At 64.0% G+C, this 24,959-nt stretch carries 20 protein-coding genes; 13 read left to right on the forward strand and 7 right to left on the reverse strand.

The window, feature by feature from the left end; translation table 11 throughout:
• The 9 genes from VEIS_RS25145 to VEIS_RS01305 all read left to right on the forward strand — a co-directional run bounded on the left by VEIS_RS25145 (position 1) and on the right by VEIS_RS01305 (position 11,152).
• The gene (locus tag VEIS_RS25145) at positions 1-1,329 is read left to right on the forward strand and encodes a DUF6630 family protein (RefSeq protein WP_011808065.1); all 1,329 of its coding nucleotides are present in this window, start codon (positions 1-3) and stop codon (positions 1,327-1,329) included.
• A gap of 174 nt (positions 1,330-1,503) precedes the next feature.
• Complete coding sequence (locus VEIS_RS01270; RefSeq protein ID WP_011808066.1) at positions 1,504-3,249, forward strand: polymorphic toxin-type HINT domain-containing protein; 1,746 nt, start codon at positions 1,504-1,506, stop codon at positions 3,247-3,249.
• A gap of 1 nt (position 3,250) precedes the next feature.
• Positions 3,251-4,579: a DUF1911 domain-containing protein gene (locus VEIS_RS01275; protein WP_011808067.1), complete on the forward strand. Its 1,329-nt coding sequence runs from the start codon at positions 3,251-3,253 to the stop codon at positions 4,577-4,579.
• A gap of 174 nt (positions 4,580-4,753) precedes the next feature.
• A complete protein-coding gene (locus VEIS_RS01280) occupies positions 4,754-6,478 on the forward strand; it encodes a polymorphic toxin-type HINT domain-containing protein (RefSeq protein ID WP_011808068.1) in 1,725 nt (574 codons plus the stop codon).
• A gap of 1 nt (position 6,479) precedes the next feature.
• Positions 6,480-7,808 carry a DUF1911 domain-containing protein gene (locus tag VEIS_RS25150; RefSeq protein WP_011808069.1) on the forward strand — a complete coding sequence of 443 codons (1,329 nt, stop codon included), beginning with the start codon at positions 6,480-6,482 and terminating at the stop codon, positions 7,806-7,808.
• A gap of 35 nt (positions 7,809-7,843) precedes the next feature.
• Positions 7,844-9,175 carry a DUF1911 domain-containing protein gene (locus VEIS_RS25155; protein ID WP_011808070.1) on the forward strand — a complete coding sequence of 444 codons (1,332 nt, stop codon included), beginning with the start codon at positions 7,844-7,846 and terminating at the stop codon, positions 9,173-9,175.
• An 87-nt stretch (positions 9,176-9,262) separates the two neighbouring features.
• Positions 9,263-10,303 carry a hypothetical protein gene (locus VEIS_RS30130; protein WP_011808071.1) on the forward strand — a complete coding sequence of 347 codons (1,041 nt, stop codon included), beginning with the start codon at positions 9,263-9,265 and terminating at the stop codon, positions 10,301-10,303.
• A 40-nt stretch (positions 10,304-10,343) separates the two neighbouring features.
• Positions 10,344-10,550, forward strand: coding sequence for a hypothetical protein (locus VEIS_RS01300; protein WP_041950390.1), 207 nt, complete (start codon positions 10,344-10,346; stop codon positions 10,548-10,550).
• Positions 10,547-11,152 carry a hypothetical protein gene (locus VEIS_RS01305; RefSeq protein WP_011808072.1) on the forward strand — a complete coding sequence of 202 codons (606 nt, stop codon included), beginning with the start codon at positions 10,547-10,549 and terminating at the stop codon, positions 11,150-11,152. The genes VEIS_RS01300 and VEIS_RS01305 overlap by 4 nt, the downstream gene beginning before the upstream one ends.
• 56 nt (positions 11,153-11,208) lie before the next feature.
• On the opposite strand, the gene VEIS_RS01310 is transcribed toward VEIS_RS01305, so the two are convergent.
• The 7 genes from VEIS_RS01310 to VEIS_RS01340 all read right to left on the reverse strand — a co-directional run bounded on the left by VEIS_RS01310 (position 11,209) and on the right by VEIS_RS01340 (position 20,697).
• Positions 11,209-13,119 (reverse strand): propionate--CoA ligase, encoded by a 1,911-nt coding sequence (locus VEIS_RS01310; protein ID WP_011808073.1) that lies wholly within the window; start codon positions 13,117-13,119, stop codon positions 11,209-11,211.
• Positions 13,120-13,238: 119 nt separating this feature from the next.
• The gene (locus tag VEIS_RS01315) at positions 13,239-13,868 is read right to left on the reverse strand and encodes an isochorismatase family protein (protein WP_011808074.1); all 630 of its coding nucleotides are present in this window, start codon (positions 13,866-13,868) and stop codon (positions 13,239-13,241) included.
• A gap of 55 nt (positions 13,869-13,923) precedes the next feature.
• A complete protein-coding gene (locus VEIS_RS01320) occupies positions 13,924-15,174 on the reverse strand; it encodes a cystathionine gamma-synthase family protein (protein ID WP_041949716.1) in 1,251 nt (416 codons plus the stop codon).
• Positions 15,175-15,194: 20 nt separating this feature from the next.
• Complete coding sequence (gene sbcB, locus VEIS_RS01325; RefSeq protein WP_011808076.1) at positions 15,195-16,640, reverse strand: exodeoxyribonuclease I; 1,446 nt, start codon at positions 16,638-16,640, stop codon at positions 15,195-15,197.
• Positions 16,641-16,839: 199 nt separating this feature from the next.
• Positions 16,840-17,853 (reverse strand): tripartite tricarboxylate transporter substrate binding protein, encoded by a 1,014-nt coding sequence (locus VEIS_RS01330; protein ID WP_011808077.1) that lies wholly within the window; start codon positions 17,851-17,853, stop codon positions 16,840-16,842.
• A 153-nt stretch (positions 17,854-18,006) separates the two neighbouring features.
• The gene (gene argE / locus VEIS_RS01335; RefSeq protein WP_407831849.1) at positions 18,007-19,161 is read right to left on the reverse strand and encodes an acetylornithine deacetylase; all 1,155 of its coding nucleotides are present in this window, start codon (positions 19,159-19,161) and stop codon (positions 18,007-18,009) included.
• A 387-nt stretch (positions 19,162-19,548) separates the two neighbouring features.
• Positions 19,549-20,697, reverse strand: a complete 1,149-nt coding sequence (locus VEIS_RS01340) for a saccharopine dehydrogenase family protein (protein WP_049773777.1) — start codon at positions 20,695-20,697, stop codon at positions 19,549-19,551.
• Positions 20,698-20,864: 167 nt separating this feature from the next.
• Here VEIS_RS01340 and VEIS_RS01345 point away from each other — a divergent pair, with 167 nt between their 5' ends.
• The 4 genes from VEIS_RS01345 (at position 20,865) to VEIS_RS01360 (ending at position 24,942) form a co-directional block, all read left to right on the forward strand.
• Positions 20,865-21,317, forward strand: a complete 453-nt coding sequence (locus VEIS_RS01345; RefSeq protein WP_041949717.1) for an Lrp/AsnC family transcriptional regulator — start codon at positions 20,865-20,867, stop codon at positions 21,315-21,317.
• Positions 21,318-21,580: 263 nt separating this feature from the next.
• Complete coding sequence (gene dusA, locus VEIS_RS01350; protein WP_083758716.1) at positions 21,581-22,603, forward strand: tRNA dihydrouridine(20/20a) synthase DusA; 1,023 nt, start codon at positions 21,581-21,583, stop codon at positions 22,601-22,603.
• Positions 22,604-22,669: 66 nt separating this feature from the next.
• Entirely contained in the window at positions 22,670-24,283 is a 1,614-nt protein-coding gene (locus tag VEIS_RS01355; protein WP_011808082.1) for a polyhydroxyalkanoate depolymerase, read from the forward strand.
• Positions 24,280-24,942, forward strand: coding sequence for an RnfABCDGE type electron transport complex subunit B (locus VEIS_RS01360; RefSeq protein ID WP_011808083.1), 663 nt, complete (start codon positions 24,280-24,282; stop codon positions 24,940-24,942). The genes VEIS_RS01355 and VEIS_RS01360 overlap by 4 nt, the downstream gene beginning before the upstream one ends.
• The last annotated feature ends 17 nt before the right edge of the window (positions 24,943-24,959 follow it).

The following is a 24,959-nucleotide window of genomic DNA, read 5'->3' on the forward strand; positions in this document are numbered from 1 at the left end:
ATGCGCGACCCGGATGGAAAATTGGAAACCTACGAAGGGAAGATTGAATTCTGCATTCGCAGGTTGAAGCAACTTTCCAAAAATGAAGATAAAGAAATTTTTACGCGCTGGCACAATACTCTCAGCACGTTCCCGCGAGTTATTGAGTACATGCTCTTTCGATATGGAAGAGGGGATCCATTGGCGGATATCTGGAGCTACTTTGAAAAAGATGGCTGGCCTTTTTACCAGCGAGTAGTAGTACATGCCAAGCAGTTACCACCGCTATCTCCTGATAAAGATCAGGAACGCCCCTCCATTGGGTTATTTATTGGAGCGCGCTCGGCTCGCACGGTCAACTTTTTCCTCGCCTTTCTCCTTTGCATGGATGAATCGTCCGAGCGTATCATAAATCACCGCAATTGGTTGTTTATGGATCCTCCATGCCCCTTGGTTGATGTGATGCTCAAGTCCTTCATTCCAAACCATCGTGGTGTTCCAAACTACAAATACAACAAATACCGACAATGGTGGACGTTCCCTTTGGTAAATGCCTTGGCGCAGCCTCCGGAGCAACGTCCGGCAGCATTGGCCGCCCATATGAACAACTGGTATCGGCTGATGCGCCCACTCGGTTGGAAACCCAATCGTGATCCAGCCCTTGAAAAAGATGGCTTGTTCTGCGATTTCGCCTTCGAGGTCGCCCTGGCCGTCTGCGCCTACGATATCGACGACAGCAGCTTTCGCGACCATCCCCATTACCCGCGTGATCTGGTTGATCATTACCGCCAACATATCCGCCATACCCGCGACGCCTGGCGCGCCGAAGGCCTGGGCGCAGGCATCGAATTGCCGCCACCCGTGCCACCCAAGCGCGTCGATCTGGCCAAGTCCAAACGCAAAAACTTCGCCCGCTGGGTGGAATTGGCCTGCGACGGCTATGACGATGCGGTCGAAAGCGTGCTGGAGACCACCGGCAAGCCGCGCAAGATTCAGGATTTTTTTCAGTTACTCGAAGCCTTGCAGGACGTTGGCCACGCCATTCATGCCGATGGGAAGGACAGCGACACCCTGGACAGCCAGGCCGCAGACCTGGCCGATGCACGCGGCATCGGCCCCTTCGAGGCACCGGACAGCGACCCGCCCCAAGGCGGAGCGCGCTGCACCGCAATCCTGCGCGCCCTGCACGCCTGGGCCGCGCCACGCGGTTACCAACTGATCGACCTGGATGACCAGGACGATGCCTGGCATGCCGTGCTGGTCAAAACCGAGTACCACGATGAATTCCTTGCCCTCAGCCAAGCCCTGGGCCTGCGCACGCGCAAGCCGCAGCAGGCTTACCTGGATTGATCGGGCAGGACAGGTAATTTGCCGTCATTCGCATTGCACAAGGATGTTTCATGCTTGCCAACTTGCCGACCCACCGGGCGCGAAAGAACCGGAGCCAGATGACGGCGCAGGAAACGGCGCAGGAAACGGCGCCGGTGGCAGCGCCGGCCAGGGCGGCTCAGATGGAGGCAGCCAATGCTTTTGATGCATACGGCGCCGCGCAACCTGCGCACCGCGTTGTGGCGGGTGCTGGTCTTGGTGCTGGCCCTGGCGCAACTGCACCCGGCACTGGCGCAGCTACCCACGCGCACCCCGCAGTCCACGGGCACCCCGCAGACCAGCACCCCGGCCGCCCCGCCGAGCAGCGCCATCACCTGGAAAACCTGCAACCCCCCGCCCATGTGCTTTCGCAGCAAACAGGCGCGCCAGCAATGGGCCAAGGACAACCAATGCCAATTCCTGGAGGATGTCTGCGAGGGCGCGCCCGCGAAGCCGGACAACCAAGGCGCCAAGCAAGAAGACAAGGGCTTTTGGGGCGCGCTGTGGGACGACGTCAAAGGCGCCCTGGTCTACGGCTACGAATTCGTCAAGGGCCTGATACACGGCCTCAAAGACCAGGTCACCGACCTGTGGCAGATGCTCACCAATCCCGCCGAGGTGATCAGCGGCCTGGTCGAACTGGGCAAAGCCTTCTTCAACGACCCCGATGGCACCCTGAAGATGCTCGCCGGACTGCTCGGCCAGGAGGCGATAGACACCATCAAGCGGGCCACCCAGTGCGGCGCCTACGACCTGGGCAAGGTGATTGGCAAAAACGTCAATCCCGGCGCCATGTTCAAGTTGGCCGTCAATCTGAGCAAATACGGCGGCAAACTGGCCGATGCGGTCAAGGGCACCCGGCGCGAGTTCGGCTGCGCCAGCTTTGCCGCCGACACCTTGGTGCACACGCCCCGGGGCATGGTGCCGATCGAGCAGATCCGCGCCGGCCAGCAGGTGCAGTCGCGCCACGACCGCCTGTTTGGCGACGCCCCGCAAACCGTCACCAAGACCTTTGCGCGCACGGCGCCCAGCTACCGGCGGCTGAGCACCGAGTTCGATCAATTCAAACTCACCGACGAGCACCCGCTGTGGGTGCAGGGCAAGGGCTGGACGCAGGCCCGGCACATCACCGACGACGACGTGATCGCCGGCGCACAGGGGGATGTGCGGGTGCTTGGCAACGAGCCTGTGCAGCAACCCCTGCCGGTATACAACTTCAGCGTCGCAAAAACCGCCAATTACTTCGTCGGCACCGGTGCGATATGGGCGCACAACGCGAATTGCGACGCAGCGGTTCACATCAAGCCATGGAAAGACTGCACGCCCCTGGAAAAGGGATTCAGGGGCGAGGTGATCACTTTCATGGACATGATCAAGGCAGGCGCCGAACCTTTGGGCAGAACATTGGGCCTGAATCCAAAGGGTCGATCGCCGGTCCAGGCATTCAAGGCGTGGCATGGACGGACCGGAATCGATGGCATCTACAAAGTCAGAAGCAAAGTCAGGGATAAGCATGGGAATGTGGTCAAGGACAAGGATGGCAAGGACGTTGAAGAGGTCACCTATGTCATCATCGAATCCAAGGCAACGGGCGGTATGAAAAATGGGGTACTGGATGATATTGTCGCGAAATTGACGAAGAACAAAAAAAACGATCGACAGATGAGCGAGGCATGGATCGAAAGAAATTTAAAAAATATGGGATTGAGTGCCGCAGATAAAAACGCCATCACTGCCGGTCTGAGAGACCCCAAGAAAGTAAAGAGAATATACGCTCAGACCGATGCCGAAGGAACAACATACCACGAGATCAGAGGAATTGGCAAAGACGGCAAACCCAGTGTGACCGAAGCACGGGTTAGCAATGTAGTATTCGATCCACAATCACTGAAAGGAACATGAAATGCGCGACCCAGATGGAAAATTGGAAACCTACAAAGAGGAGATGGAACACTACATTTACGTGTTGAACCATTTTTCTAGAAATGAACACCGGGACAATACTGTGCGTTGGAACAACAGTTCCGGAGTACTCCCGTACGTCATAAAGTGCATGCTCTTCCGATATGGAAGAGGTGATCCATTGACGGATATCTGGAGCTACTTTGAGAAAGATGGCTGGCCTTCTTACCAGCGCGCAGTGGCCCTCGTCAAACAGTTGCCACCGCAATCTCTTGATGAAAATCAGAGAGGAACCCCCATTGGGTTGTCCACAGAGGAATCTACAGCTCTTGAGGTGCATTTTTTTCTCGCCTTGCTCATTTTCATGGATCAATCGCCCGAGCGTCTCATGAACCATCGCAATTGGTTGCGTGTGGATCCTCCACGCCGCTTTATTGATGTGATGCTCAAATCGTTCATTCCAAACCATCAAGGCTCGTCAAACTACAAATCCAGCACGGAACAAAAATGGTGGACATTTCCTTTGATGAATGCATTGGCGCATCCTCCGGAGCAGCGTTCAGCGGCATTGGCCGCCCATATGGACAACTGGCACCGACTGATGCGCCCACTCGGTTGGAAACCTAATCGTGATCCAGCCGGTGACAAAGATGGCTTGTTCTGCTATTTCGCCTTCGAGGTCGCCATGGCCGTCTGCGCCTACGATATCGACGACAGCAGCTTTCGCGACCATCCCCATTACCCGCGTGATCTGGTTGATCATTACCGCCAGCATATCCGCCATACCCGCGACGCCTGGCGCGCCGAAGGCCTGGGCGCAGGCATCGAATTGCCGCCACCCGTGCCACCCAAGCGCGTCGATCTGGCCAAGTCCAAACGCAAAAACTTCGCCCGCTGGGTGGAATTGGCCTGCGACGGCTATGACGATGCGCTCGAAAGCGTGCTGGAGACCACCGGCAAGCCGCGCAAGATTCAGGATTTTTTTCAGTTACTCGAAGCCTTGCAGGACGCTGGCCACGCCATTCATGCCGATGGGAAGGACAGCGACACCCTGGACAGCCAGGCCGCAGACCTGGCCGATGCACGCGGCATCGGCCCCTTCGAGGCACCGGACAGCGACCCGCCCCAAGGCGGAGCGCGCTGCACCGCAATCCTGCGCGCCCTGCACGCCTGGGCCGCGCCACGCGGTTACCAACTGATCGACCTGGATGACCAGGACGATGCCTGGCATGCCGTGCTGGTCAAGGCCGAGTACCACGATGAATTCCTTGCCCTCAGCCAAGCCCTGGGCCTGCGCACACGCAAGCCGCAGCAGGCTTACCTGGATTGATCGGGCAGGACAGGTAATTTGCCGTCATTCGCATTGCACAAGGATGTTTCATGCTTGCCAACTTGCCGACCCACCGGGCGCGAAAGAACCGGAGCCAGATGACGGCGCAGGAAACGGCGCAGCAGACGGCGCCGGTGGCAGCGCCGGCCAGGGCGGCGCAGATGGAGGCAGCCAATGCTTTTGAGGCATACGGCGCCGCGCAGCCTGCGCACCGCGTTGTGGCGGGTGCTGGTCTTGGTGCTGGCCCTGGCGCAACTGCACCCGGCACTGGCGCAGCTACCCACGGGCACCCCGCAGACCAGCACCCCGGCCGCCCCGCCGAGCAGCGCCATCACCTGGAAAACCTGCGAACCCCCGCCCGTGTGCTTTCGCAGCAAACAGGCGCGCCAGCAATGGGCCAAGGACAACCAATGCCAATTCCTGGAGGATGTCTGCGAGGGCACGCCCGCGAAGCCGGACAACCAAGGCGCCAAGCAAGAAGACAAGGGCTTTTGGGGCGCGCTGTGGGACGACGTCAAGGGCGCCCTGGTCTACGGCTACGAATTCGTCAAGGGCCTGATACACGGCCTCAAAGACCAGGTCACCGACCTGTGGCAGATGCTCACCAATCCCGCCGAGGTGATCAGCGGCCTGGTCGAACTGGGCAAAGCCTTCTTCAACGACCCCGATGGCACCCTGAAGATGCTCGCCGGACTGCTCGGCCAGGAGGCGATAGACACCATCAAGCGGGCCACCCAGTGCGGCGCCTACGACCTGGGCAAGGTGATTGGCAAAAACGTCAATCCCGGCGCCATGTTCAAGCTGGCCGTCAATCTGAGCAAATACGGCGGCAAACTGGCCGATGCGGTCAAGGGCACCCGGCGCGAGTTCGGCTGCGCCAGCTTTGCCGCCGACACCTTGGTGCACACGCCCCGGGGCATGGTGCCGATCGAGCAGATCCGCGCCGGCCAGCAGGTGCAGTCGCGCCACGACCGCCTGTTTACCGACGCCCCGCAAACCGTCACCAAGACCTTTGCGCGCACGGCGCCCAGCTACCGGCGGCTGAGCACCGAGTTCGATCAATTCAAACTCACCGACGAGCACCCGCTGTGGGTGCAGGGCAAGGGCTGGACGCAGGCCCGGCACATCACCGACGACGACGTGATCGCCGGCGCACAGGGGGATGTGCGGGTGCTTGGCAACGAGCCTGTGCAGCAACCCCTGCCGGTATACAACTTCAGCGTCGCAAAAACCGCCAATTACTTCGTCGGCACCGGTGCGATATGGGCGCACAACGCGAATTGCGACATAGCGGTTCACACCAAGCCATGGAAAGACTGCACGCCCCTGGAAAAGGGATTCAGGGGCGAGGTGATCACTTTCATGGACATGATCAAGGCAGGCGCCGAACCTTTGGGCAGAACATTGGGCCTGAATCCAAAGGGTCGATCGCCGGTCCAGGCATTCAAGGCGTGGCATGGACGGACCGGAATCGATGGCATCTACAAAGTCAGAAGCAAAGTCAGGGATAAGCATGGGAATGTGGTCAAGGACAAGGATGGCAAGGACGTTGAAGAGGTCACCTATGTCATCATCGAATCCAAGGCAACGGGAGGTATGAAAAATGGGATACTGGATGATATTGTCGCGAAATTGACGAAGAACGATAAAGAGCGCCAGATGAGCGACGATTGGATCATGAAAAATATCAAAAATATGGGATTGAGTGCTGCAGATCAAAACGCCATCACTGCCAGTCTGCAAAATCCCAAGAAAGTAAAGAGAATATACGCTCAGACCGATGCCGAGGGAACAACATACCACGAGATCAGAGGAGTTGATAAAGCCGGCAACCTCGACCCAACCGAGGCACGGGTTAGCAATGTAGTATTCGACCCACAATCACTGAAAGGAACATGAAATGCGCGACCCGGATGGAAAATTGGAAACCTACAAAGAGGAGATGGAACTCTACATTTACGTGTTGGACCATATTTCTAAAGATGAAAGTCTGGACGCTATTGTGCGTTGGAACAACGGTTCCAGAGTGCTCCCGTACGTCATAAAGTGCATGCTCTTCCGATATGGAAGAGGTGATCCATTGACGGATATCTGGAGCTACTTTGAAAAAGATGGCTGGCCTTTTTACCAGCGTGCAGTGGCCATTGTCAAGCAGTTGCCACCGCAATCTCTTGATGAAAGTCAGAGAAGAGCCTTCTTTGGGTTGCTCACAGGGGAATTTGCAGCTCTTGAGGTGCACTTTTTTCTCGCCTTGCTCATTTGCATGGATCAATCGCCCGAGCGTCTCATGAACCATCGCAATTGGTTGCGTGTGAATCCTCCACGCCGCTTTATTGATGTGATGCTCAAATCGTTCATTCCAAACCATCAAGGCTCGTCAAACTACAAATCCAGCACGGAGCAAAAATGGTGGACATCTCCTTTGATGAATGCATTGGCGCATCCTCCGGAGCAGCGTTCAGCGGCATTGGCCGCCCATATGGACAACTGGCACCGACTGATGCGCCCACTCGGTTGGAAACCCAATCGTGATCCAGCCCTTGAAAAAGATGGCTTGTTCTGCTATTTCGCCTTCGAGGTCGCCATGGCCGTCTGCGCCTACGATATCGACGACAGCAGCTTTCGCGACCATCCCCATTACCCGCGTGATCTGGTTGATCATTATCGCCAGCATATCCGCCATACCCGCGACGCCTGGCGCGCCGAAGGCCTGGGCGCAGGCATCGAATTGCCGCCACCCGTGCCACCCAAGCGCGTCGATCTGGCCAAGTCCAAACGCAAAAACTTCGCCCGCTGGGTGGAATTGGCCTGCGACGGCTATGACGATGCGGTCGAAAGCGTGCTGGAGACCACCGGCAAGCCGCGCAAGATTCAGGATTTTTTTCAGTTACTCGAAGCCTTGCAGGACGCTGGCCACGCCATCCATGCCGATGGGAAGGACAGCGACACCCTGGACAGCCAGGCCGCAGACCTGGCCGATGCACGCGGCATCGGCCCCTTCGAGGCACCGGACAGCGACCCGCCCCAAGGCGGAGCGCGCTGCACCGCAATCCTGCGCGCCCTGCACGCCTGGGCCGCGCCACGCGGTTACCAGTTGATCGACCTGGATGACCAGGACGACGCCTGGCATGCCGTGCTGGTCAAAGCCGAGTACCACGATGAATTCCTTGCCCTCAGCCAAACCCTGGGCCTGCGCACACGCAAGCCGCAGCAGGCTTACCTGGATTGATCGGGCAGGACCACCATTATCAAAGGAGCTTGAAAATGATGCGCGACCCGGATGGAAAATTGGAAACCTACGAAGAGGATATAAGACTCCAAATTTACGTGTTGAATCATTTTTCTAGAAATGAACACCGGGACAATACTGTGCGTTGGAACAACAGTTCCGGAGTACTCCCGTATGTTATAGAGTATATGCTCTTCCGATATGGAAGAGGTGATCCATTGGCGGATATCTGGAGCTACTTTGAGAAAGATGGCTGGCCTTCTTACCAGCGCGCAGTGGCCCTCGTCAAACAGTTGCCACCGCAATCTCTTGATGAAGGTCAGAGAAGAACCCCCATTGGGTTGGCCACAAGGGAATCTGCAGCTCTTGAGGTGCACTTTTTTCTCGCCTTGCTCATTTGCATGGATCAATCGCCCGAGCGTCTCATGAACCATCGCAATTGGTTGCGTGTGAATCCTCCACGCCGCTTTATTGATGTGATGCTCAAATCGTTCATTCCAAACCATCAAGGCTCGTCAAACTACAAATCCAGCACGGAGCGAAAATGGTGGACGTCTCCTTTGATGAATGCATTGGCGCATCCTCCGGAGCAGCGTTCAGCGGCATTGGCTGACCACATGAACAACTGGCACCGACTGATGCGCCCACTCGGTTGGAAACCCAATCGTGATCCAGCCCTTGAAAAAGATGGCTTGTTCTGCGATTTCGCCTTCGAGGTCGCCATGGCCGTCTGCGCCTACGATATCGACGACAGCAGCTTTCGCGACCATCCCCATTACCCGCGTGATCTGGTTGATCATTACCGCCAGCATATCCGCCATACCCGCGACGCCTGGCGCGCCGAAGGCCTGGGCGCAGGCATCGAATTGCCGCCACCCGTGCCACCCAAGCGCGTCGATCTGGCCAAGTCCAAACGCAAAAACTTCGCCCGCTGGGTGGAATTGGCCTGCGACGGCTATGACGATGCGCTCGAAAGCGTGCTGGAGACCACCGGCAAGCCGCGCAAGATTCAGGATTTTTTTCAGTTACTCGAAGCCTTGCAGGACGCTGGCCACGCCATCCATGCCGATGGGAAGGACAGCGACACCCTGGACAGCCAGGCCGCAGACCTGGCCGATGCACGCGGCATCGGCCCCTTCGAGGCACCGGACAGCGACCCGCCCCAAGGCGGAGCGCGCTGCACCGCAATCCTGCGCGCCCTGCACGCCTGGGCCGCGCCACGCGGTTACCAGTTGATCGACCTGGATGACCAGGACGACGCCTGGCATGCCGTGCTGGTCAAGGCCGAGTACCACGATGAATTCCTTGCCCTCAGCCAAACCCTGGGCCTGCGCACGCGCAAGCCGCAACAGGCTTACCTGGATTGATCTGGTACCATATGACAGACGATTCATTGTCATTCACCCATCATTTACTCGTCCTTCACTCACCCTTCACATTTCACGGAGATTCTCATGATTGCCAGCCTGTTCAACTTCTTCATCAAAAAGATAATCCGGACCGAACCGCCAAAGCAGACGCGACAGCCGGAATTGATGGTTTTCAAATACGAGGGCAGAAATTATGCCGTCGTCAAATCCAAGGCGGTCGGCGGCTCGACCAATGGCGTGCCGGATGATACTGTCCAGAAATTGACCATGGACAAGGATGGCGTGCGTCAGATGAGCAGTGAGTGGATTGAAAACAATCTTCGAATCATGGTGAATGACGGTGAAATAAGCAAGGAGGCGATGCAGGAAATCATGGCCGGGTTGCAAGATGGGGCAACCAAGAGAATTTATGCCCAAACAGATGCCAATGGAACGACATACCATGTCATCGAAGATGTCATGAAAGAGGGCAAGCCCGACCCCAAAGATGCCTGCGTCAGCAATGTGGCGTGGAAACCGGGAGACTTTGACAAGCCCCGATCCGGGCCGCCAGAGGTTGAACCGCCGACGCTGGCGTTGCGCCGCAAACAACTGGTGCCGCGCATCAAGCATGTGAACTTTCGCAAGGCGCTGCAAGAGCGCGGCTTGCCGGAGGAGCATCTGCCTGCGACCACGCCGCTGTGCGGGGAGTTGCTGGTGAGCTATGCCTTCGACTTGCCGGAGCAATTCGTCATGGTCTCCCCGCGCCAGTTGAAGCAGGCCGGTATCGCCGTGTCCGAGATGCCTGCGTTGGCGCTGGACAACTTGGCGCGATCGATGCCAGAGCCGCAGCAGTCGCGCCTGAACGGCTGCATCGCGATCAACACGGGTGGCGACCTGGAGGCCACGCTGCTGCTGCTCGATGCCTTTTGGGAGCAGATGCAGGCCAGTCTGGGCGGCGAGATCGTGGCGGTAGTGCCACGGCGCAACCGCTTGCTGCTGTGCGCTGGCAACGATGCCCAGGCGCTGGAGCAGTTGGACCGGCAGGCCCGGGTTTTCTTCGCCGAAGAGCAGGACGCCCACGCCCTTTCCTTGCAGAAAATGGTGCGCCGCAACGGGCGCTGGCAATTGTTCGGGGCGCATTGATTCCCCCCGGTGCATGGCTACGAGGCCGCAGGAGTACGAGGTGTCGATCAGCTTTATCTTGGGCAATCTGGCAGGGCGCGCGCTGGTGAGCTATGCCATCGTTTTGCTTGTCTGCTGCGCAGCCCGGCGCTTGGATTGGCGCGCGGCATTGCGTAGTTCCGTGCGTTGGTACAGTTGGCTGGCGGTGGCCGCGCTGACGGTGCTCGGCATGGGTGGCGCCTTGGTGCGCCAGGGAGGGGCGTTGTGACGCCCGCCGCAGGCAGCGGGCGCCGCCGGGTCGTTGGCGCCACCGTGCTGGCGCTGCTGGGCGCCCCGGTCTCTGCGCAGGCGCAGACGGCGGCGCAAAACCCGCGCGCCCTGCGCGAGATGCAGATCCATCGCGTGGCGCAGTTGGGTTTGGAAATCTGGGTGGAAAACCAGCCCGCCTGGGAGACCCGGCTCAGCACCACGCCCCATGGCCACCCCTGTTTCGAGGCGCAAAGCCCGGACAGCTATTTTCCGCCGGCCGTCCTGACCTATGCCTCCTGGCCCAAGGAGCGTGTGCCGCAGGAGCAACTGCTGCCGATCGCCACGACCGCAATCCGCCAGGCCAGTCAGAACTTTGGCTGGAACCCGGGCCAAAGCCGTGGCCTGCATCCCGTCGCTGCGACCCATGGCGTGCTGCAAGGTTTCGAGGCCGATTTTCCCGGCCAGGCCGACGGCCAGCCATTGGATGTGAAGGTCTTCGTCGGCCAGACGCCAGGACGCTTTCCGGTGGTCGCGTGGGTCTATACCCAGCGCAAAAGGATGGAGCAACTGCGGGAGGTCTTGCGCCGTTCCTGGGGGAAGCTGAAGTATCTCGATGCGTGACAGCGCCTGCGCGCCGTATTTTTCCAACCCCGGCCGGGAGCCCCGGCCCGGGCGCCTCATCTTCCTGCCAACTCCCGCACCTGCTGCAACGCCGCCGGGTCTTCCATCGTGCTCAGGTCGCCCGGGTCGCGGTGCTCGGCAATGGCTTGCAGGGTGCGGCGCAGCAGTTTGCCGCTGCGGGTCTTGGGCAGCGCGCTGACAAAGTGCACGCGCGACGGCCGCGCCACTGCGCCCAACTGGCTGTCCACCTGTTTCATCACCTCGCCTTCGAGCTTCAAGCGCGCAGCGTCCGAGTCCAGCGCCGCGCTGTCACGCGCCACCGCAAAAGCCATGGCCTGTTGGCCCTTGAGCGCATCGGCCACGCCGACCACCGCCACTTCGGCGATCTGCGGGTGCGCGGCAATGCATTCCTCGATCTCGCGCGTGCCCAGGCGGTGGCCGGCCACATTGATCACGTCGTCGGTGCGGCCCAGGATGAAGTGGTAGCCATCGGCATCGCGCAGGCCCCAATCGAAGGTGTTGTAGATCAGCCGCCCGGCCAGGCTCTTCCAGTAGGTGTCGACGAAGCGCGCATCGTCGCGCCACAGGGTCTGCATGCAGCCCGGTGGCAGCGGGCCTTCGATGGCGATCACGCCTTTGTGCCCGGGGCTGGTCAGTTCCTGGCCGCTGGTGTCGTCGATCAGCTTGATCTGGTAGCCATACATGGCCTTGCCCGGGCTGCCAAAGCGGCTCACCTGCGGCTCCACGCCGTTGGCCAGCGTCAGGATGGGCCAGCCGGTCTCGGTCTGCCAGTAGTTGTCGATCACCGGCACCTGCAGCGCGTCGCTGATCCACTGCGCCGTGGGCGCATCGAGCGGCTCGCCGGCCAGCCACAGGGCTTTGAGGCTTTTGACGCTGTACTTGCCGAACCACTGCGGGTCGTGCTTTTTCAGCACCCGCAGCGCCGTGGGGGCCGAGAACATGTGCGTGACCCGGTACTTCTCGACGATGCTCCACCACACGCCTGCGTCGGGCCGCATGGGCAGGCCCTCGTACAGGATGGTCGTCATGCCGGCGATCAGCGGGCCATAGATGATGTAGCCGTGGCCCACCACCCAGCCGATATCGCTGGTGGTGAAGAAAACCCCTGCCGGCGCCGCCCCGTCGTCAGCCACAGAAAAAATATGCTTCATGCTCGCCGCCAGCGCCACCGTATATCCGCCCGTGTCGCGCTGCACGCCCTTGGGCCGGCCGGTGGTGCCGCTGGTGTACAGCGTGTAGCTGGGGTGGGTGGACTCGACCCACTCGCAGGGCACCACGGCGCCGAGCTGCTGCTCGCGCAGCAAGGCCCATTCGTGGTCGCGTCCCGGTTGCAGCGGCATCTCTGCCAGGCCCCGGTCGACCATCAGCACGGCGGCGGGCTTGTGCTTGGACTGCGCGATGGCCGCGTCGAGCAGCGGCTTGTAGGGCACCACCTTGCCGGCGCGCGAGCCGGCATCGGCGCTGACCACGAGCACGGGTTCGGCGTCTTCGATGCGCGCCGCCAATGATCCCGAGGCGAAGCCGCCGAACACCACCGAATGCAGCGCGCCGATGCGCACGCAGGCGAGCATCGCAAAAACGGCCTCGGCAATCATCGGCAGGTAGATCAGCACGCGATCGCCCTTTTTCACGCCCAGGCAGCGCAGCACGGCCGCCATGTGCTGCACCTCGGCGTGCAGTTCGGCAAAGCTGTAGCTGCGCTCGGTGCCGGTTTCGGTGGAGATGGCCACCAGCGCGGGCTGCCGTGCCCGGCGCGCCAGGTGCCGGTCGAGCGCGTTGTGGCACAGGTTGGTGCGGCCTCCGACAAACCACTGGGCAAACGGCGGGTTGCTGTAGTCGCAGATCTGCCGGGGCGGGGTCTGCCACTCGATCAACCGGGACTGCTCGCTCCAGAATGCGTCGCGGTCGTCGATGGACTGGCGGTAGAAGTCGGCGTATCGGGGCATCGAGAGTCTCCTTTTGATGATTGATCGATCGATCGACGGACAACTTGGCTGACTGGTTGACTGGTTGACTGGTTGACTGGTTGACTGGTTGACTGGTTGACTGGCTGATTGGCTGATGGCTACTTGATCAGCCCGAGCACCGGTTTGAACGCCGGATGCGCGCAACTGCCCAGCCATTCGAACGCCACCATCTCGGTCGTGACCAGTTCGGCGCCGGCAGCGGCCAGGCGGTCGAAGGCGGCGTCGCGGTTGCGTTCGGTGCGCGAACCGCAGGCGTCGGTGACCACCCACAGCTCGAAGTCGTCGTCGATCAGGTCCAGCGCGGTTTGCAACAGGCACACATGGGCTTCGCAACCGGCGATGACGATGCTGGCGCGCTCGGCGCAGGCTGCGACGGCGGGCTTTTGCAGTTGTCTGGGCAGGCTGCGCACATTCCCGCCCCGGGTTTCGCCCGGAGCGCTGCCCTGGGGCTTGGCGGGCGGTCGCAGCCAGTCGCCCAGGCCCTCTTGGGCAGCGCTGAAGCGCATCTTGGCCAGCGTCTTGCGGCACTGGGCGCGCAGCGCGGCGTCGTTGGCGCCCAGGCGCGCGGGGTTTTGCTCGGTGCCCCACACGGGTATGTCGATCATGCGGGCGATCCCGGCCAGGCGGCGGGCATTGGCCAGCACGGCGGGGCCGTCGAAGATGGCGGGCATCAGGCGCTCCTGGTAGTCGATCAGGACGAGTTGGGAGTCGGTGGCGTCAAGCAGCATGGTGTGTCGGTTCGTTCGGTGTGCGCGGATTGCCGCAGGCGCGGCCCATGGCCCGTCATCCGTGGCCGGACAAGGCCCGCTCGAAATCGTCCTGCAGGTCTTGCACCTCCTCGAGCCCCACCGACAGGCGGATCATGCTGTCGGCAATGCCCATCGCGGCGCGCACTGCGGGGCCGGCCTCCCAGAAGATGGTGTGGGCCACCGGGATGATCAACGTGCGCGCGTCGCCAAGCCCTGTGGCCTTGATCGGCAATTGCAGCCGGTTGCACAGGGCCAGGCATTGGCCGGGGTCGCGCAGTTCGAAAGACAGCAGCCAGGCGCCGGCCTTCAGGTGCCGGAGCGCCTGCGCATGCTGGGGGTGCGAGGGCAGCATCGGGTACAGCACGCGCGCGACGGCCGGGTGCTGTTCGAGCCATTGCGCCAGCGCCAGCGCGCTGGCGCTGCTGTGCTCCATGCGCAATGCCAGGGTCTCTGCGCCCAGCGCCAACTGATGGGCGGCCTGGGAGGACAGCGTGCCGCCCATGTCGCGCAGCCCCTTCTTGCGCAACTGTTGCAGCCCCCATCCTTGGGGGTCGCCCTTGCGGTATGCGGCAAAGATGTTGGGGTAGCCGGACCAGTCGTACAGCCCGGTGTCGGTGATGGCGCCGCCGAGCGCGTCGCCCTGCCCGCCTATGCTCTTGGTCAGCGCGTTGAGCACCAGCCCCGCGCCCACGGTCGCGGCGCGAAACAGGTAGGGCGAGGCGATGGTGTTGTCCACCACATAGAGCGCCCCATGCTGCCGGCACAGCGCGCCGATGCCCGCCAGGTCCGGGATCTGGGTGCCGGGGTTGGCAATGGTCTCGACAAACACCATGCGGGTCTGGGGGCGCAGCGCAGCGGCGACGTTGGCCGCATCGGTCACGTCCACCGTGGTGACGCTGATGCCCAGGTCTGACAGCGTGCCGAACACGCTGTGGGTGTTGCCGAACACGAACTGGCTGGCCACCAGGTGGTCGCCGGCCTTGAGCAGGGTCAGAAAAACGGCGCAGATGGCCGCCATGCCGGTGGCGAACACGATGGAGCCGTGGCCATGCTCCATCTGCGTGATCTTGCGCTCGAGTGCGGCCGTGGTTGGCGTGCCCTGGCGCGCATAGTTGAAGCCGCCCTTGGCGCTGCCCTGGAACACGGCGATCAGGTCTTCGACCTTGTCATGGCCGTACTGCACCGACGAGTGGATCGGATAGTGGACGGCGCCCTGCTCGGCGCCGCCCCAGCGGTCGGCATGCACGATCCGGGTGGTGAAGCGGGGGGTGTTTGCTGTGGTCATGGTGCTTGGCCGGAGAGCCATCAATGCTCGGGCGCGATCTGCTCGGCGTAATCGTACAAGGCGCCGAGGATGCCCTGCCCGCGCTCGTCTGCGGTTTCCGACAGCTCATCGATCCGGGCATGGAACTGCCCGACCGTGCGCGCCCCGCCCGCGCCATGGAACAGGCGGGCGGCGCAGTGCGCCTGCCAGCGTCCGGCCTCTTCGGGTGCGAGCGTCGCCGGGAAGTTGCGCGCCCGGTAGCGCCAGAACAGTTCGACCAGGCGCGGGTCGTCGAAATGCACCCGGGCCTTGCCGTTCATGCCGGCCGCGCTGGCGCGCAGGTCATCGAGCAGGCGGCGGTCGCGGTCGCCGACGAACCCGCAGTACAGGTCCTGGTCCACATCGGGGGCCGGCTCTGACGGTCGGGCGAACACGGCAGCCCAGACGCGGCCCATGTCGGGCAGCGCGCGCGCCGCCTGGGCATGCTGCGCCGCCTGGGCCAGATCGATGCCCCAGCGCCGGGCCAGCGCGGGCGTGAGCGTATTCACATTGCCCACCACCATCGGCGACCGGTTCAGGTGAATGGTCTTGACCGGCAGGCGCGTCACGCCCTCGGGCAGCGCATCGGTTCGGGTGAACATGCGCAGGCGCATTTCGTCGACGCCCAGGGTGGCCAGGGCTGCGGGGTCATGGGCCAGGTCCCAGGCAATCAACTCGTTCTTGTTCACCGGGTGGCCGGCCAGCGGCCACATCACCGCCAGGCAGCCGCGCTCGGCCGGGAACATGCCCGACACATGCAGAAACGGCCGCGCCGTGCCGGCGCCACCGGACAGGCGCAGTTCGGCGGCCACCCGATCCTTTTTGTGCAGGCCCAGCGCAAAGTCGAACAGCGGGCGGTTGTGCTGGCGAATCAGCCGCGCCAGCGCAATCGTGGCGCGCACATCCGACAGCGCATCGTGCGCGGCCTCGTGCAGCAGGCCGTTGGCCCGACACAGGTCTTCGAGCCTGAAACTGGGCGCGGCGCCGTCTTCATGGCGGGGCCAGTGGATGCCGTCGGGCCGCAGCGCGTAGGTCATGCGCACCACGTCGAGCAAATCCCAGCGGCCGCACTGGTTTTTCCACTCGCGCGCGTAGGGGTCGATCAGGTTGCGCCAGAACATGAAGCGCGTGATCTCGTCGTCGAACCGGAGGGTGTTGTAGCCCACGCCAATGGTGCCGGGCCGGGCCAGCTCGGCCTCGATGCGGGCCGCAAACTGGTGCTCGGGCAGGCCATGCGCGCAACAGTGCTGCGGCGTGATTCCGGTCAGCAGGCAAGAGGCCGGGTCGGGCAGGTAGTCGTTGGCCGGCTGGCAATGGAGCATCAGCGGTTCGCCGATGGCGTGGAGCTCGGCATCGGTGCGGATGGCAGCAAACTGCGCCGGGCGATCGCAGCGCGTGTCGGTGCCAAAGGTTTCATAGTCGTGCCAGAGGAAGGTGTGGGCAGGCATGGCTGTCGGGTGCCGGGTAGAAAAGGGCAAGTCGGGGCGAGCAGGGACAGGACGCCAACTGTAACCAGAATTGGCCGCCGGGAAACCGGCTTTTCGAGCCGCTGTCGGGCGCATGGCAACGCCATCGGCGCCAAGCGCGCTGCATCGCAGGGGCTGCGCGATGCACCGGTCAATGCCGGCGCATTCAATCCTGGCGCGTTCAGTCGGCGGGCCTGACGTTGGCGGCCTCGATCACCTGGCGCCAGAGGATGGTCTGCGCGGCCAGCAGGTCGCCAAAATCTTGCGGGTTGGCGTAGCTCATCTGCGCGCCCAACTGCACCATCGACTGCTCCATCCCGGGCTCTTGCAGCAGGCGCGCGATCTGGCCCGAGAGCCTGTCGACGATGGGCTGTGGCAGGCCCGCCGGGGCCAGGATGCCATACCATGTGGTGCCCTCGTAGCCGGGCAGGACGGACGACAGCGGCGGGATGTCCGGCGCCAGCCGGCTCACGCCGGGCGTGGTCACGCCGAGCGCGCGCAGTCTGCCGGCACGGATGAACGGCAGTGCGCCGGGCAGGCTGTTGAACGACAGCGGGATCTGCCCGCCCACCACGGCCGACGCCGCTTGCGCCGAGCCTTTGTAGGGCACATGCTGCAGTTTGACTTGGGCTGCCGCATTGAACATCTCGCCCAGCAGGTGGTTGAACGAGCCTGCGCCGACCGAGCCGTAGGCGATGCCGCCCGGGTTCTTCCTGGCCAGCGCAATCAGTTCGGCCGTGCTCTTGGCCTCGAAATCCGGATGCGCCACCAGCACGAAGGGGCCGCGCGCCAGCAACGCGACGGGCGTGAAGTCGCCCAGCGCGTCGTAGCCGGCCTTCTGGTGCAGCACGGCGTTGATGTTGTGCGACGGCGAGGTCAACAGCAGCGTGTAGCCATCGCTGGCCGCCCTGGCCACGTAACGGGTTCCGATCAGACCGCCGGCGCCGGCGCGGTTTTCGATGACCACGGGTTGGCCCAGCGCGCTCGCCAGCCTGTGCATGACGAGCCGGGCCAGCAAATCCACGCCGCCACCGGGCGCTTGCGGCACGACCATGGTGATGGGCCGGCTCGGGTAGGCCACATCGGCCCCGGCGGCCCCGGTAACCCCGGTGGCCCCGGTTCTGGCGAGCGCCACGGAACCGGCCAGGGTTGCGGCGGCAAGGCCGATGCAGCGCAGCGATCTGGTCACGGACATGCCGCTCTCCCCAGCAGTGCCACGCCGCCCGACGGTGGTTTGCGTTGGGTTTGGATCACGCCGCGCGCCGCCGGCTTTGCCGGAGCGCTGGCGTCGCGCCCATCGGGATGCAGGCGCTGCGGGCGGGATGGGCGGGATATGGAGCGGCCCACATCAATCCGCCACGGCCATGCTGCGGATGACGCGCCGCAGAAACGACTCGCACTCGCGCAACTGCTCCAATGCCACGAACTCATCGGCCTTGTGCGCCTGTTCGATATGGCCGGGGCCGCAGATCACGGTCGGAATGCCGGCGGCCTTGAACAGGCCGGCTTCGGTGCCGTAGGACGCTTTGCGCTTGTCGTGGTCCTGCGTCAGCGCGCGCACCAGTTGCGTGATCGCGCCTTCCTGCGCGTCGTCGAGCGCCGGTGCGACGGCGATCCTGGAGAACTCGATGCCCGCGTCCGGATGCTCGGCGCGCATGCGGGGCAGCAGCACATCCTGCGCATGAGACTGGATCTGCCGGATGATCTGGTCTGCGTTCACGGTCGGCAGGTTGCGCACCTGGAACGAGAACTCGCACAGCGCCGGCACCACATTGTTGGCGATGCCGCCGCTGACCATGCCGGTCTGGGCCGTCGTGAAGGGCACCTCGAAATGCGGGTCATACGGCCCTTCGGCGCGGTGCTTGTCGGCCAGGTCGCGGATGAAGCAGATCATGCGCGCCGCGTATTCGATGGCGTTGACGCCCTGCGGCGTCAGCGCCGAATGCGCGGCATGGCCATGGACCCGGCAGCGATACAGGTTGATGCCCTTGTGGGCCACCACCGGCCGCATGCCGGTCGGCTCGCCGACGATGCAGCCCTCGGGCAACACGCCGCGCGCTTGCAGGTCGATGATCATCAGCGGCGCGCCGACGCAGCCCACCTCCTCATCGAACGAGAGGGCCAGGTGCAAGGGCTTGGCGAGCCGCGTGGCCTGCATCGCCGGCAGCAGTGACAGCGCCGTGCCGATGAACCCCTTCATGTCGCACGCGCCGCGCGCATACAGCTTGCCGTCGCGCAGGCTGGCCCTGAAAGGATCGGAGCTCCAGGCCTGGCCGTCGACCGGCACCACGTCGGTGTGGCCGGACAGCACGATGCCGCCGGTGCTGCTGCCGTCGTGCGCGGGCAGCGTGGCGAACAGATTGGCCTTGGCGCCCGATGCGTGGTGCGTCAGCACGGGCTCGACGCCCGCACTGCGCAGGTGGTCGCGAACGGTCTCGATCAGCCCGAGATTGGAGTTGCGGCTGGTGGTGTCGAACGCCAGCAGTCGCTCGATCCAGGGCATGGCCGCGATATCGGCGCCGGTGGGAGCAAGAACATCCGTCATCTGGTCTTTCCTTTGTGGCTTGCGGGGCACAGCGCAGCATGCAGGCGCCGGGGTCAACGAGGCGGGGCGCATCGGGCCTTTGCGCAGTATATGGCCGGCGGTTGCGGAAAAAGCGCGCGGCGCTCGGGCCGGATCTGCGCCGGCCACACAGCCTGGTGCCGCCGGCTTTGCCCAACCAACATCTGCGGCCCCGCATCGGGTGCCGGGGCTTTGGCGTTGCAGCAGCGAGCGCGTCGCTTTGCGCAAGCCCATGGCCGTAGGCGGACTCATTGCCTACCTGCGCGGGCGCCGCGGCTTCGGCAACTGACCCGCTGCGCCCCGGTACGGCGCGCCAAGGCGCCGAAGTCAAAGCGCCAGCGCCCCCTGCCCTGCATAGGCCATGCCGAACCGGTTGGCCAGAAAATCTGCCAACGCCACCGCCTCTTGCCCGACAAAGCCCCTGTGCGGCAGGCGGCCTTGGGCGAGCAGGTCGAGCGCAGTGCAGATGCCGGCGGCTGTGGTCAGTTCGATGGCGCTCAGGGCATGGCCGGCCACCTCGGTGCCAAAGATGCGGGCGCAGTAGGCGTGCTGCGCCAGCCGCCCGCCGCGCAGGCCGCAGGCCGTGGCGCACACCACGATCACGTCCTGATCGGTGCTCGGGATGGCGCTTTCCAGGATGTCCCGGAGCAGTTCGCGCCGCTCACGCAGGCGCAGGTCGTTGAGCAGCAGTTTCACGATGGCGCAGTGGCCGGGATAGCGGATCGACTGGTAGTCGACCTGCCGGGCCCGGCCGGCCAGCGTTTCGGTGAGTGTGCCCAGGCCGCCGGAGGTGTTGAAAGCCTCGTACTCGACACCGTCGAGCACGAAATTCTCCAGCCCCTCCAGCGGCGCCACCGTGGTGCGCAGGCCGTCGACGATGGCTTCGCAGGGGTTGCAGTATTCGTTGATCAGGCCCTCGGTGCTCCAGGTCAGGTTGTAGCGCAGCGCGCCCTGCGGGTAGCGCGGCAGTGCTCCGACGCGCAGGCGCAGGCTGTCCAGGCGCTCGAAACGGCGCGCCAGGTCGTTGCCCACGATGCCGATGAAGCCCGGCGCCAGGCCGCATTGGGGCATCAGCACGCTGCGGGCCCCGGCGGCCAGCGCGCGGATGGCCTGGGTGCTTGGCACGTCTTCGGTCAGGTCGAAATAATGCACGCCCGCCTGGGCGCAGGCGCTGGCGAGCGCGATGGCGCAATGGAATGGCAGCGCATCGAGCACGGCAAAGCGGCCGTCGATGACGGCCGACCAGTCCGCGTCGGCGGCTGTCTGCCGCGTGGCGATGCCCAGGGCGGCCACTTTGGCCAGCCGCATCGGGTCGCGGTCGGCCACCAGGATGTCGTAGTCGCCCGTCTGTTGCAGCAGCAAGGCGATGGCAAAGCCGATATGGCCCGCGCCCAGGATGCTGACCGGGCGGCGCAGGTGGCTGGTGCCGTCACCGGGGTGGCAGGGGGGGCGGGCGATGTGGGTGATGTCGGTCATGTCAGTCATGGCAGCGCTCCTGGTCGCAGGGAAAATCAAGCGATGCAGGCCCTGATGCTAGGCCGGAGTGCTGTCGATGTGTAGTATCCGAAACGTCGAAATTCCGGTTCTTGCTCGTCGTAACGGCGAGCGTGATGGCCGTTATCACTTTTTCGAGCACAACCCCGATGACCGCACCGCTGGATGACACCGACCGCCAACTGCTGAGCCTGTTGCAGGCCAATGCGCGCGAAGGCACTGCCACGCTGGCCCGCAGGCTGGGCTTGGCGCGCACCACGGTGGTGGCGCGCATTGCGCGGCTGGAGCGCTCGGGGGTGGTGGCCGGGTATGGCGTGCGGCTCGGCGCCCGGCTCGATGCCGGCACAGTGCGGGCCTGGTGCTCGATCAGCGTGCTGCCAAAGACGGCGCCCGCCGTGCTGCGCGCGCTGCAAGCGATGGCCGAGGTCGAGGAGGTTTCTGCCGTGAGCGGGCCGTTCGACTACCTGGTGTTCCTGCGCTGCGCGAGCCACGAGCAACTCGACGCCCTGCTCGACCGCGTGGGCCAGCTCGACGGCGTGCACCAGACGCAGACCAGCATCGTGCTCAGCCGCAAGATCGACCGCCGCAGCGTGGGTGCGTGAGCGCTGCACGGCCGCCCGCAGGCGCTCACACCGTAGCCGAAGGCGAAGGTACTCCAGCGAGCGCCGCTGCCCGGCAAGATGCTCCAGGAGCTACCCATTCAATAGCAATAGTGCAGGGCAAATCGTGCGCCAGCGGCCTGTTTGACGCAAAACCACTTTGCGCCAGCGGATGCCGCCGGGGTGGGATAATCGCCGCCCTGCCGGTGCGCTGCGCCACTGACACCAACGCCCCGGCTGCGCCACCGCCCACCCCCGACTTGCTTTTGCCCGTGCCATCCTCCCCGAGCCCCTGGCGCCTGTCCGTCGCGCCGATGATGGACTGGACCGACCGCCACTGCCGTTACTTTCACCGGCTGCTGACGCGCCAGACCCGGCTGTACACCGAGATGGTGAATGCCGGCGCGGTATTGCACGGTGGCACCGAGCGGCATTTGCGGCTGAACGCCGAAGAGCATCCCGTGGCCCTGCAACTGGGCGGCAATGAGCCTGCCGACCTGGCCCGGGCCGCGCGCCTGGGCGCGCAGTGGGGCTATGACGAGATCAACCTCAACTGCGGCTGCCCCAGCGACCGCGTGCAGCGCGGCGCGTTCGGCGCCCGGTTGATGCAAACCCCGCAGCGGGTGGCCGACTGCGTCAAGGCGATGCGCGACATGGTCGATCGGCCGGTGACGGTCAAGCACCGCATCGGCATCGACCAAGGGCAAAGCTACGGCTTCGTGCGCGACTTCGTGGGCGTGGTGGCCGATGCGGGTTGCAGCGTATTCATCGTGCATGCCCGCAATGCCTGGCTGCAGGGCCTGAGTCCAAAGGAAAACCGCGAAATTCCGCCGCTGCGCTACGCGCTGGTGCACCAGCTCAAAGCCGATTTTCCCCGGCTCACCGTGGTCATCAACGGTGGCATCGCCACCGATGCCGTGGTGCAGCAGCAGTTGCACCTGCTCGACGGCGTGATGGTGGGCCGCCAAGCCTACCACCAGCCTTGGTGGCTGGCGCGCTGGGATGCGCTGTACTACGCCAATCGGTCCGGCCCCTGCGCTGGCGCCAGCCCACTCACCCGCGAGGCAGTGGAGCGCGCGATGGTGGCGTACATGGAGCGCGAGGCTGCGCTGCACGGCACGCCCTGGCCCCATATCGCGCGCCATATGCTGGGGCTGCGCCACAGCCTGCCGGGAGCACGCCTGTGGCGCCAACTGTGGAGCGACCACCGGCTCAAGGATCGCCCGGCACGCGAGGTCCATGCGCTGGCGCTACGCTCGTATGCCGCGCGCGCCGGGGACAGCGGGTGAGCCCCAACTGCTGCTATATTGCAACGCAACAAAATATTGCAACGCAACAAAAACGGAGTTCCGTCCATGCTGTACCACCTCTACGAAACCCAGCGCTCGCTGATGGAGCCCTTTACCGACTTTGCGCAGGCGGCATCCAAATTGCTCAGCAATCCGGGCTCCCCGCTGAGCCAGACCGGGACGGCCCAGCGCATGGCCGCAGCCTATGACCTGCTCTACCGCTTGGGCAAGGATTACGAAAAGCCGGCGTTCGGCATCCACACCGTGGATGTCGACGGTGTCGGTCTGGCCATCCATGAGCGCGTCGAGATCGACAAGCCGTTTTGCGCACTGCGCCGCTTCAAGCGCTTCTCGGACGACCCGGCCACATTGACCGGGCTCAAGGGCCAGCCTGTGGTGCTCATCGTGGCACCGCTGTCGGGCCACTATGCCAGCTTGCTGCGCGATACCGTGCGCACCATGCTCCGGGAGCACAAGGTCTACATCACCGACTGGAAGAATGCACGCATGGTGCCGCTGTCCGAGGGGCCATTCCATCTGGACGACTATGTCAATTACATGCAGGAATTCATCCGCCACCTGCAGGCCAAGTATGGCCATTGCCATGTGGTCAGCGTCTGCCAGCCCACCGTGCCGGTGCTGGCGGCCGTGTCGCTGATGGCCAGCCGTGGCGAGCAGACACCGCTGACCATGACCATGATGGGCGGCCCCATCGATGCGCGCAAATCGCCCACGGCGGTGAACAACCTGGCGATCAACCGCAGCTTCGAGTGGTTCGAGAACAACGTGATCTACCGCGTGCCGGAGAAGTTTCCCGGCGCCGGCCGCCGGGTCTATCCCGGCTTCCTGCAATACACGGGCTTTGTCGCGATGAACCCCGACCGCCACGCCAGCAGCCACTACGACTACTTCAAGAACCTGGTCAAGGGCGACGACGCCAGTGCCGAAGCCCATCGCAATTTCTACGACGAATACAACGCCGTGCTCGACATGGATGCCGACTACTACCTGGAAACCATACAGACCGTCTTTCAGGACTACAAACTGGTGCACGGCACCTGGGACGTGCGTTCGCCCGAAGACCGGATCGAGCGCGTGCGCCCGCAAGACATCACCAGCACGGCGCTGTTCACGGTCGAGGGCGAGCTCGATGATATTTCCGGCTCCGGCCAGACCGAGGCCGCCCACGGGCTGTGCAGCGGCATCGCGCACCAGGCGCAGCGCCATCTGGAGGTCAAGGGTGCCGGCCACTACGGCATCTTCAGCGGCCGCCGCTGGCGCGACATGGTGTACCCCCAGGTGCGCGACTTCATTCTTGCGCACCCGTCGCCGCCAAAGAACGCGCTGGCACCGGCCGTTGCCGCTGCTACCGCTGCTGCGGAGGCGCCGGTCGCAGTGCCGGTGACCCCCGCCAGCAAGGCCGGCAGCGAACCGGCGCAGCAGACGGCACAGACGGTCGAGGCGGTGCCGCCGGCGACTTCTGCGCCCCGCGCTGCGGCCAAAACCCCGGCAGCGCCTGCGATAGCCACGCGCTGGGTATCGCCCGAGCCGGCCAGCGCCGTGGCCGCCGTGGCCGCCGTGGCCGCCGTGGCCGCCGAGTCGGCCGGGCCGGGCACGGCCCGCAGGGCCGCCAAGGCGGCGGCAACGCCGGCCCCCCGCAGCAAGGCGCGCAAGGCTTGAGCCAGCCGCCAGCCGCCGACGCCTTGGCCGATCTGGCGGCGCGGATCGACGCCGCGCTGCCCCAGACGCAATGCACGCGCTGCGGCTATCCCGACTGCCGCGCCTATGCGCAGGCCATTGCCGAGGGCGCGGCCGCGATCAACCAATGCCCGCCCGGCGGGGCCGAGGGGGTGGCGCGCCTGGCCGCGATCACCGGCCAGACAGCGCTGGCGCTGAATGCCCGGCATGGGAGCGAGGGGCCGCGCTCGGTGGCGTTCATCGATGAGGACTGGTGCATCGGCTGCACGCTGTGCCTGAAGGTCTGCCCCACCGACGCCATCGTCGGCGCCAGCAAGATGATGCACACCATCATCGAACGCTACTGCACCGGGTGTGAACTGTGCCTGCCCGTGTGCCCCGTGGACTGCATCGCGCTGGACACCGCCAGCGGCGCCACCACCGGCTGGGCCGCCTGGTCCGCAGCGCAGGCACAGCAGGCGCGCCAGCGCTATCGACGGCATCGCCAGCGCATGCCGGGCGAAGACCCGTTGGCGCAGCGCAGCGCAGCAGCCGGCAGCGCCACGGAACAGGCAGACCAGGCAGCAGACCAAGCGCGCCAGGCGCGCATCGCAGCCGCCCTGGAACGCGCGCGCCAGCGCCGGCAGGCAGGCCCGCACTGAATCGGCACCGGCAAAGA

Source organism: Verminephrobacter eiseniae EF01-2 (genome assembly GCF_000015565.1).
GTDB lineage: Bacteria > Pseudomonadota > Gammaproteobacteria > Burkholderiales > Burkholderiaceae_C > Acidovorax > Acidovorax eiseniae.

Excerpts from the sequence above, each read along its gene's own strand:
- VEIS_RS25145 (WP_011808065.1), top strand. The coding sequence starts at position 1 with ATGCGCGACCCGGATGGAAAATTGGAAACCTACGAAGGGAAGATTGAA.
- VEIS_RS01320 (WP_041949716.1), bottom strand. The coding sequence starts at position 15,174 with ATGACCACAGCAAACACCCCCCGCTTCACCACCCGGATCGTGCATGCC.
- VEIS_RS01355 (WP_011808082.1), top strand. The coding sequence starts at position 22,670 with ATGCTGTACCACCTCTACGAAACCCAGCGCTCGCTGATGGAGCCCTTT.
- VEIS_RS25155 (WP_011808070.1), top strand. The coding sequence starts at position 7,844 with ATGATGCGCGACCCGGATGGAAAATTGGAAACCTACGAAGAGGATATA.
- VEIS_RS25150 (WP_011808069.1), top strand. The coding sequence starts at position 6,480 with ATGCGCGACCCGGATGGAAAATTGGAAACCTACAAAGAGGAGATGGAA.
- VEIS_RS01310 (WP_011808073.1), bottom strand. The coding sequence starts at position 13,119 with ATGCCCCGATACGCCGACTTCTACCGCCAGTCCATCGACGACCGCGAC.
- sbcB (WP_011808076.1), bottom strand. The coding sequence starts at position 16,640 with ATGCCTGCCCACACCTTCCTCTGGCACGACTATGAAACCTTTGGCACC.
- VEIS_RS01340 (WP_049773777.1), bottom strand. The coding sequence starts at position 20,697 with ATGACCGACATCACCCACATCGCCCGCCCCCCCTGCCACCCCGGTGAC.
- VEIS_RS01270 (WP_011808066.1), top strand. The coding sequence starts at position 1,504 with ATGCTTTTGATGCATACGGCGCCGCGCAACCTGCGCACCGCGTTGTGG.
- VEIS_RS01315 (WP_011808074.1), bottom strand. The coding sequence starts at position 13,868 with ATGCTGCTTGACGCCACCGACTCCCAACTCGTCCTGATCGACTACCAG.
- VEIS_RS01345 (WP_041949717.1), top strand. The coding sequence starts at position 20,865 with ATGACCGCACCGCTGGATGACACCGACCGCCAACTGCTGAGCCTGTTG.
- VEIS_RS01280 (WP_011808068.1), top strand. The coding sequence starts at position 4,754 with ATGCTTTTGAGGCATACGGCGCCGCGCAGCCTGCGCACCGCGTTGTGG.
- VEIS_RS01330 (WP_011808077.1), bottom strand. The coding sequence starts at position 17,853 with ATGTCCGTGACCAGATCGCTGCGCTGCATCGGCCTTGCCGCCGCAACC.
- argE (WP_407831849.1), bottom strand. The coding sequence starts at position 19,161 with ATGCCCTGGATCGAGCGACTGCTGGCGTTCGACACCACCAGCCGCAAC.
- VEIS_RS01275 (WP_011808067.1), top strand. The coding sequence starts at position 3,251 with ATGCGCGACCCAGATGGAAAATTGGAAACCTACAAAGAGGAGATGGAA.
- VEIS_RS30130 (WP_011808071.1), top strand. The coding sequence starts at position 9,263 with ATGATTGCCAGCCTGTTCAACTTCTTCATCAAAAAGATAATCCGGACC.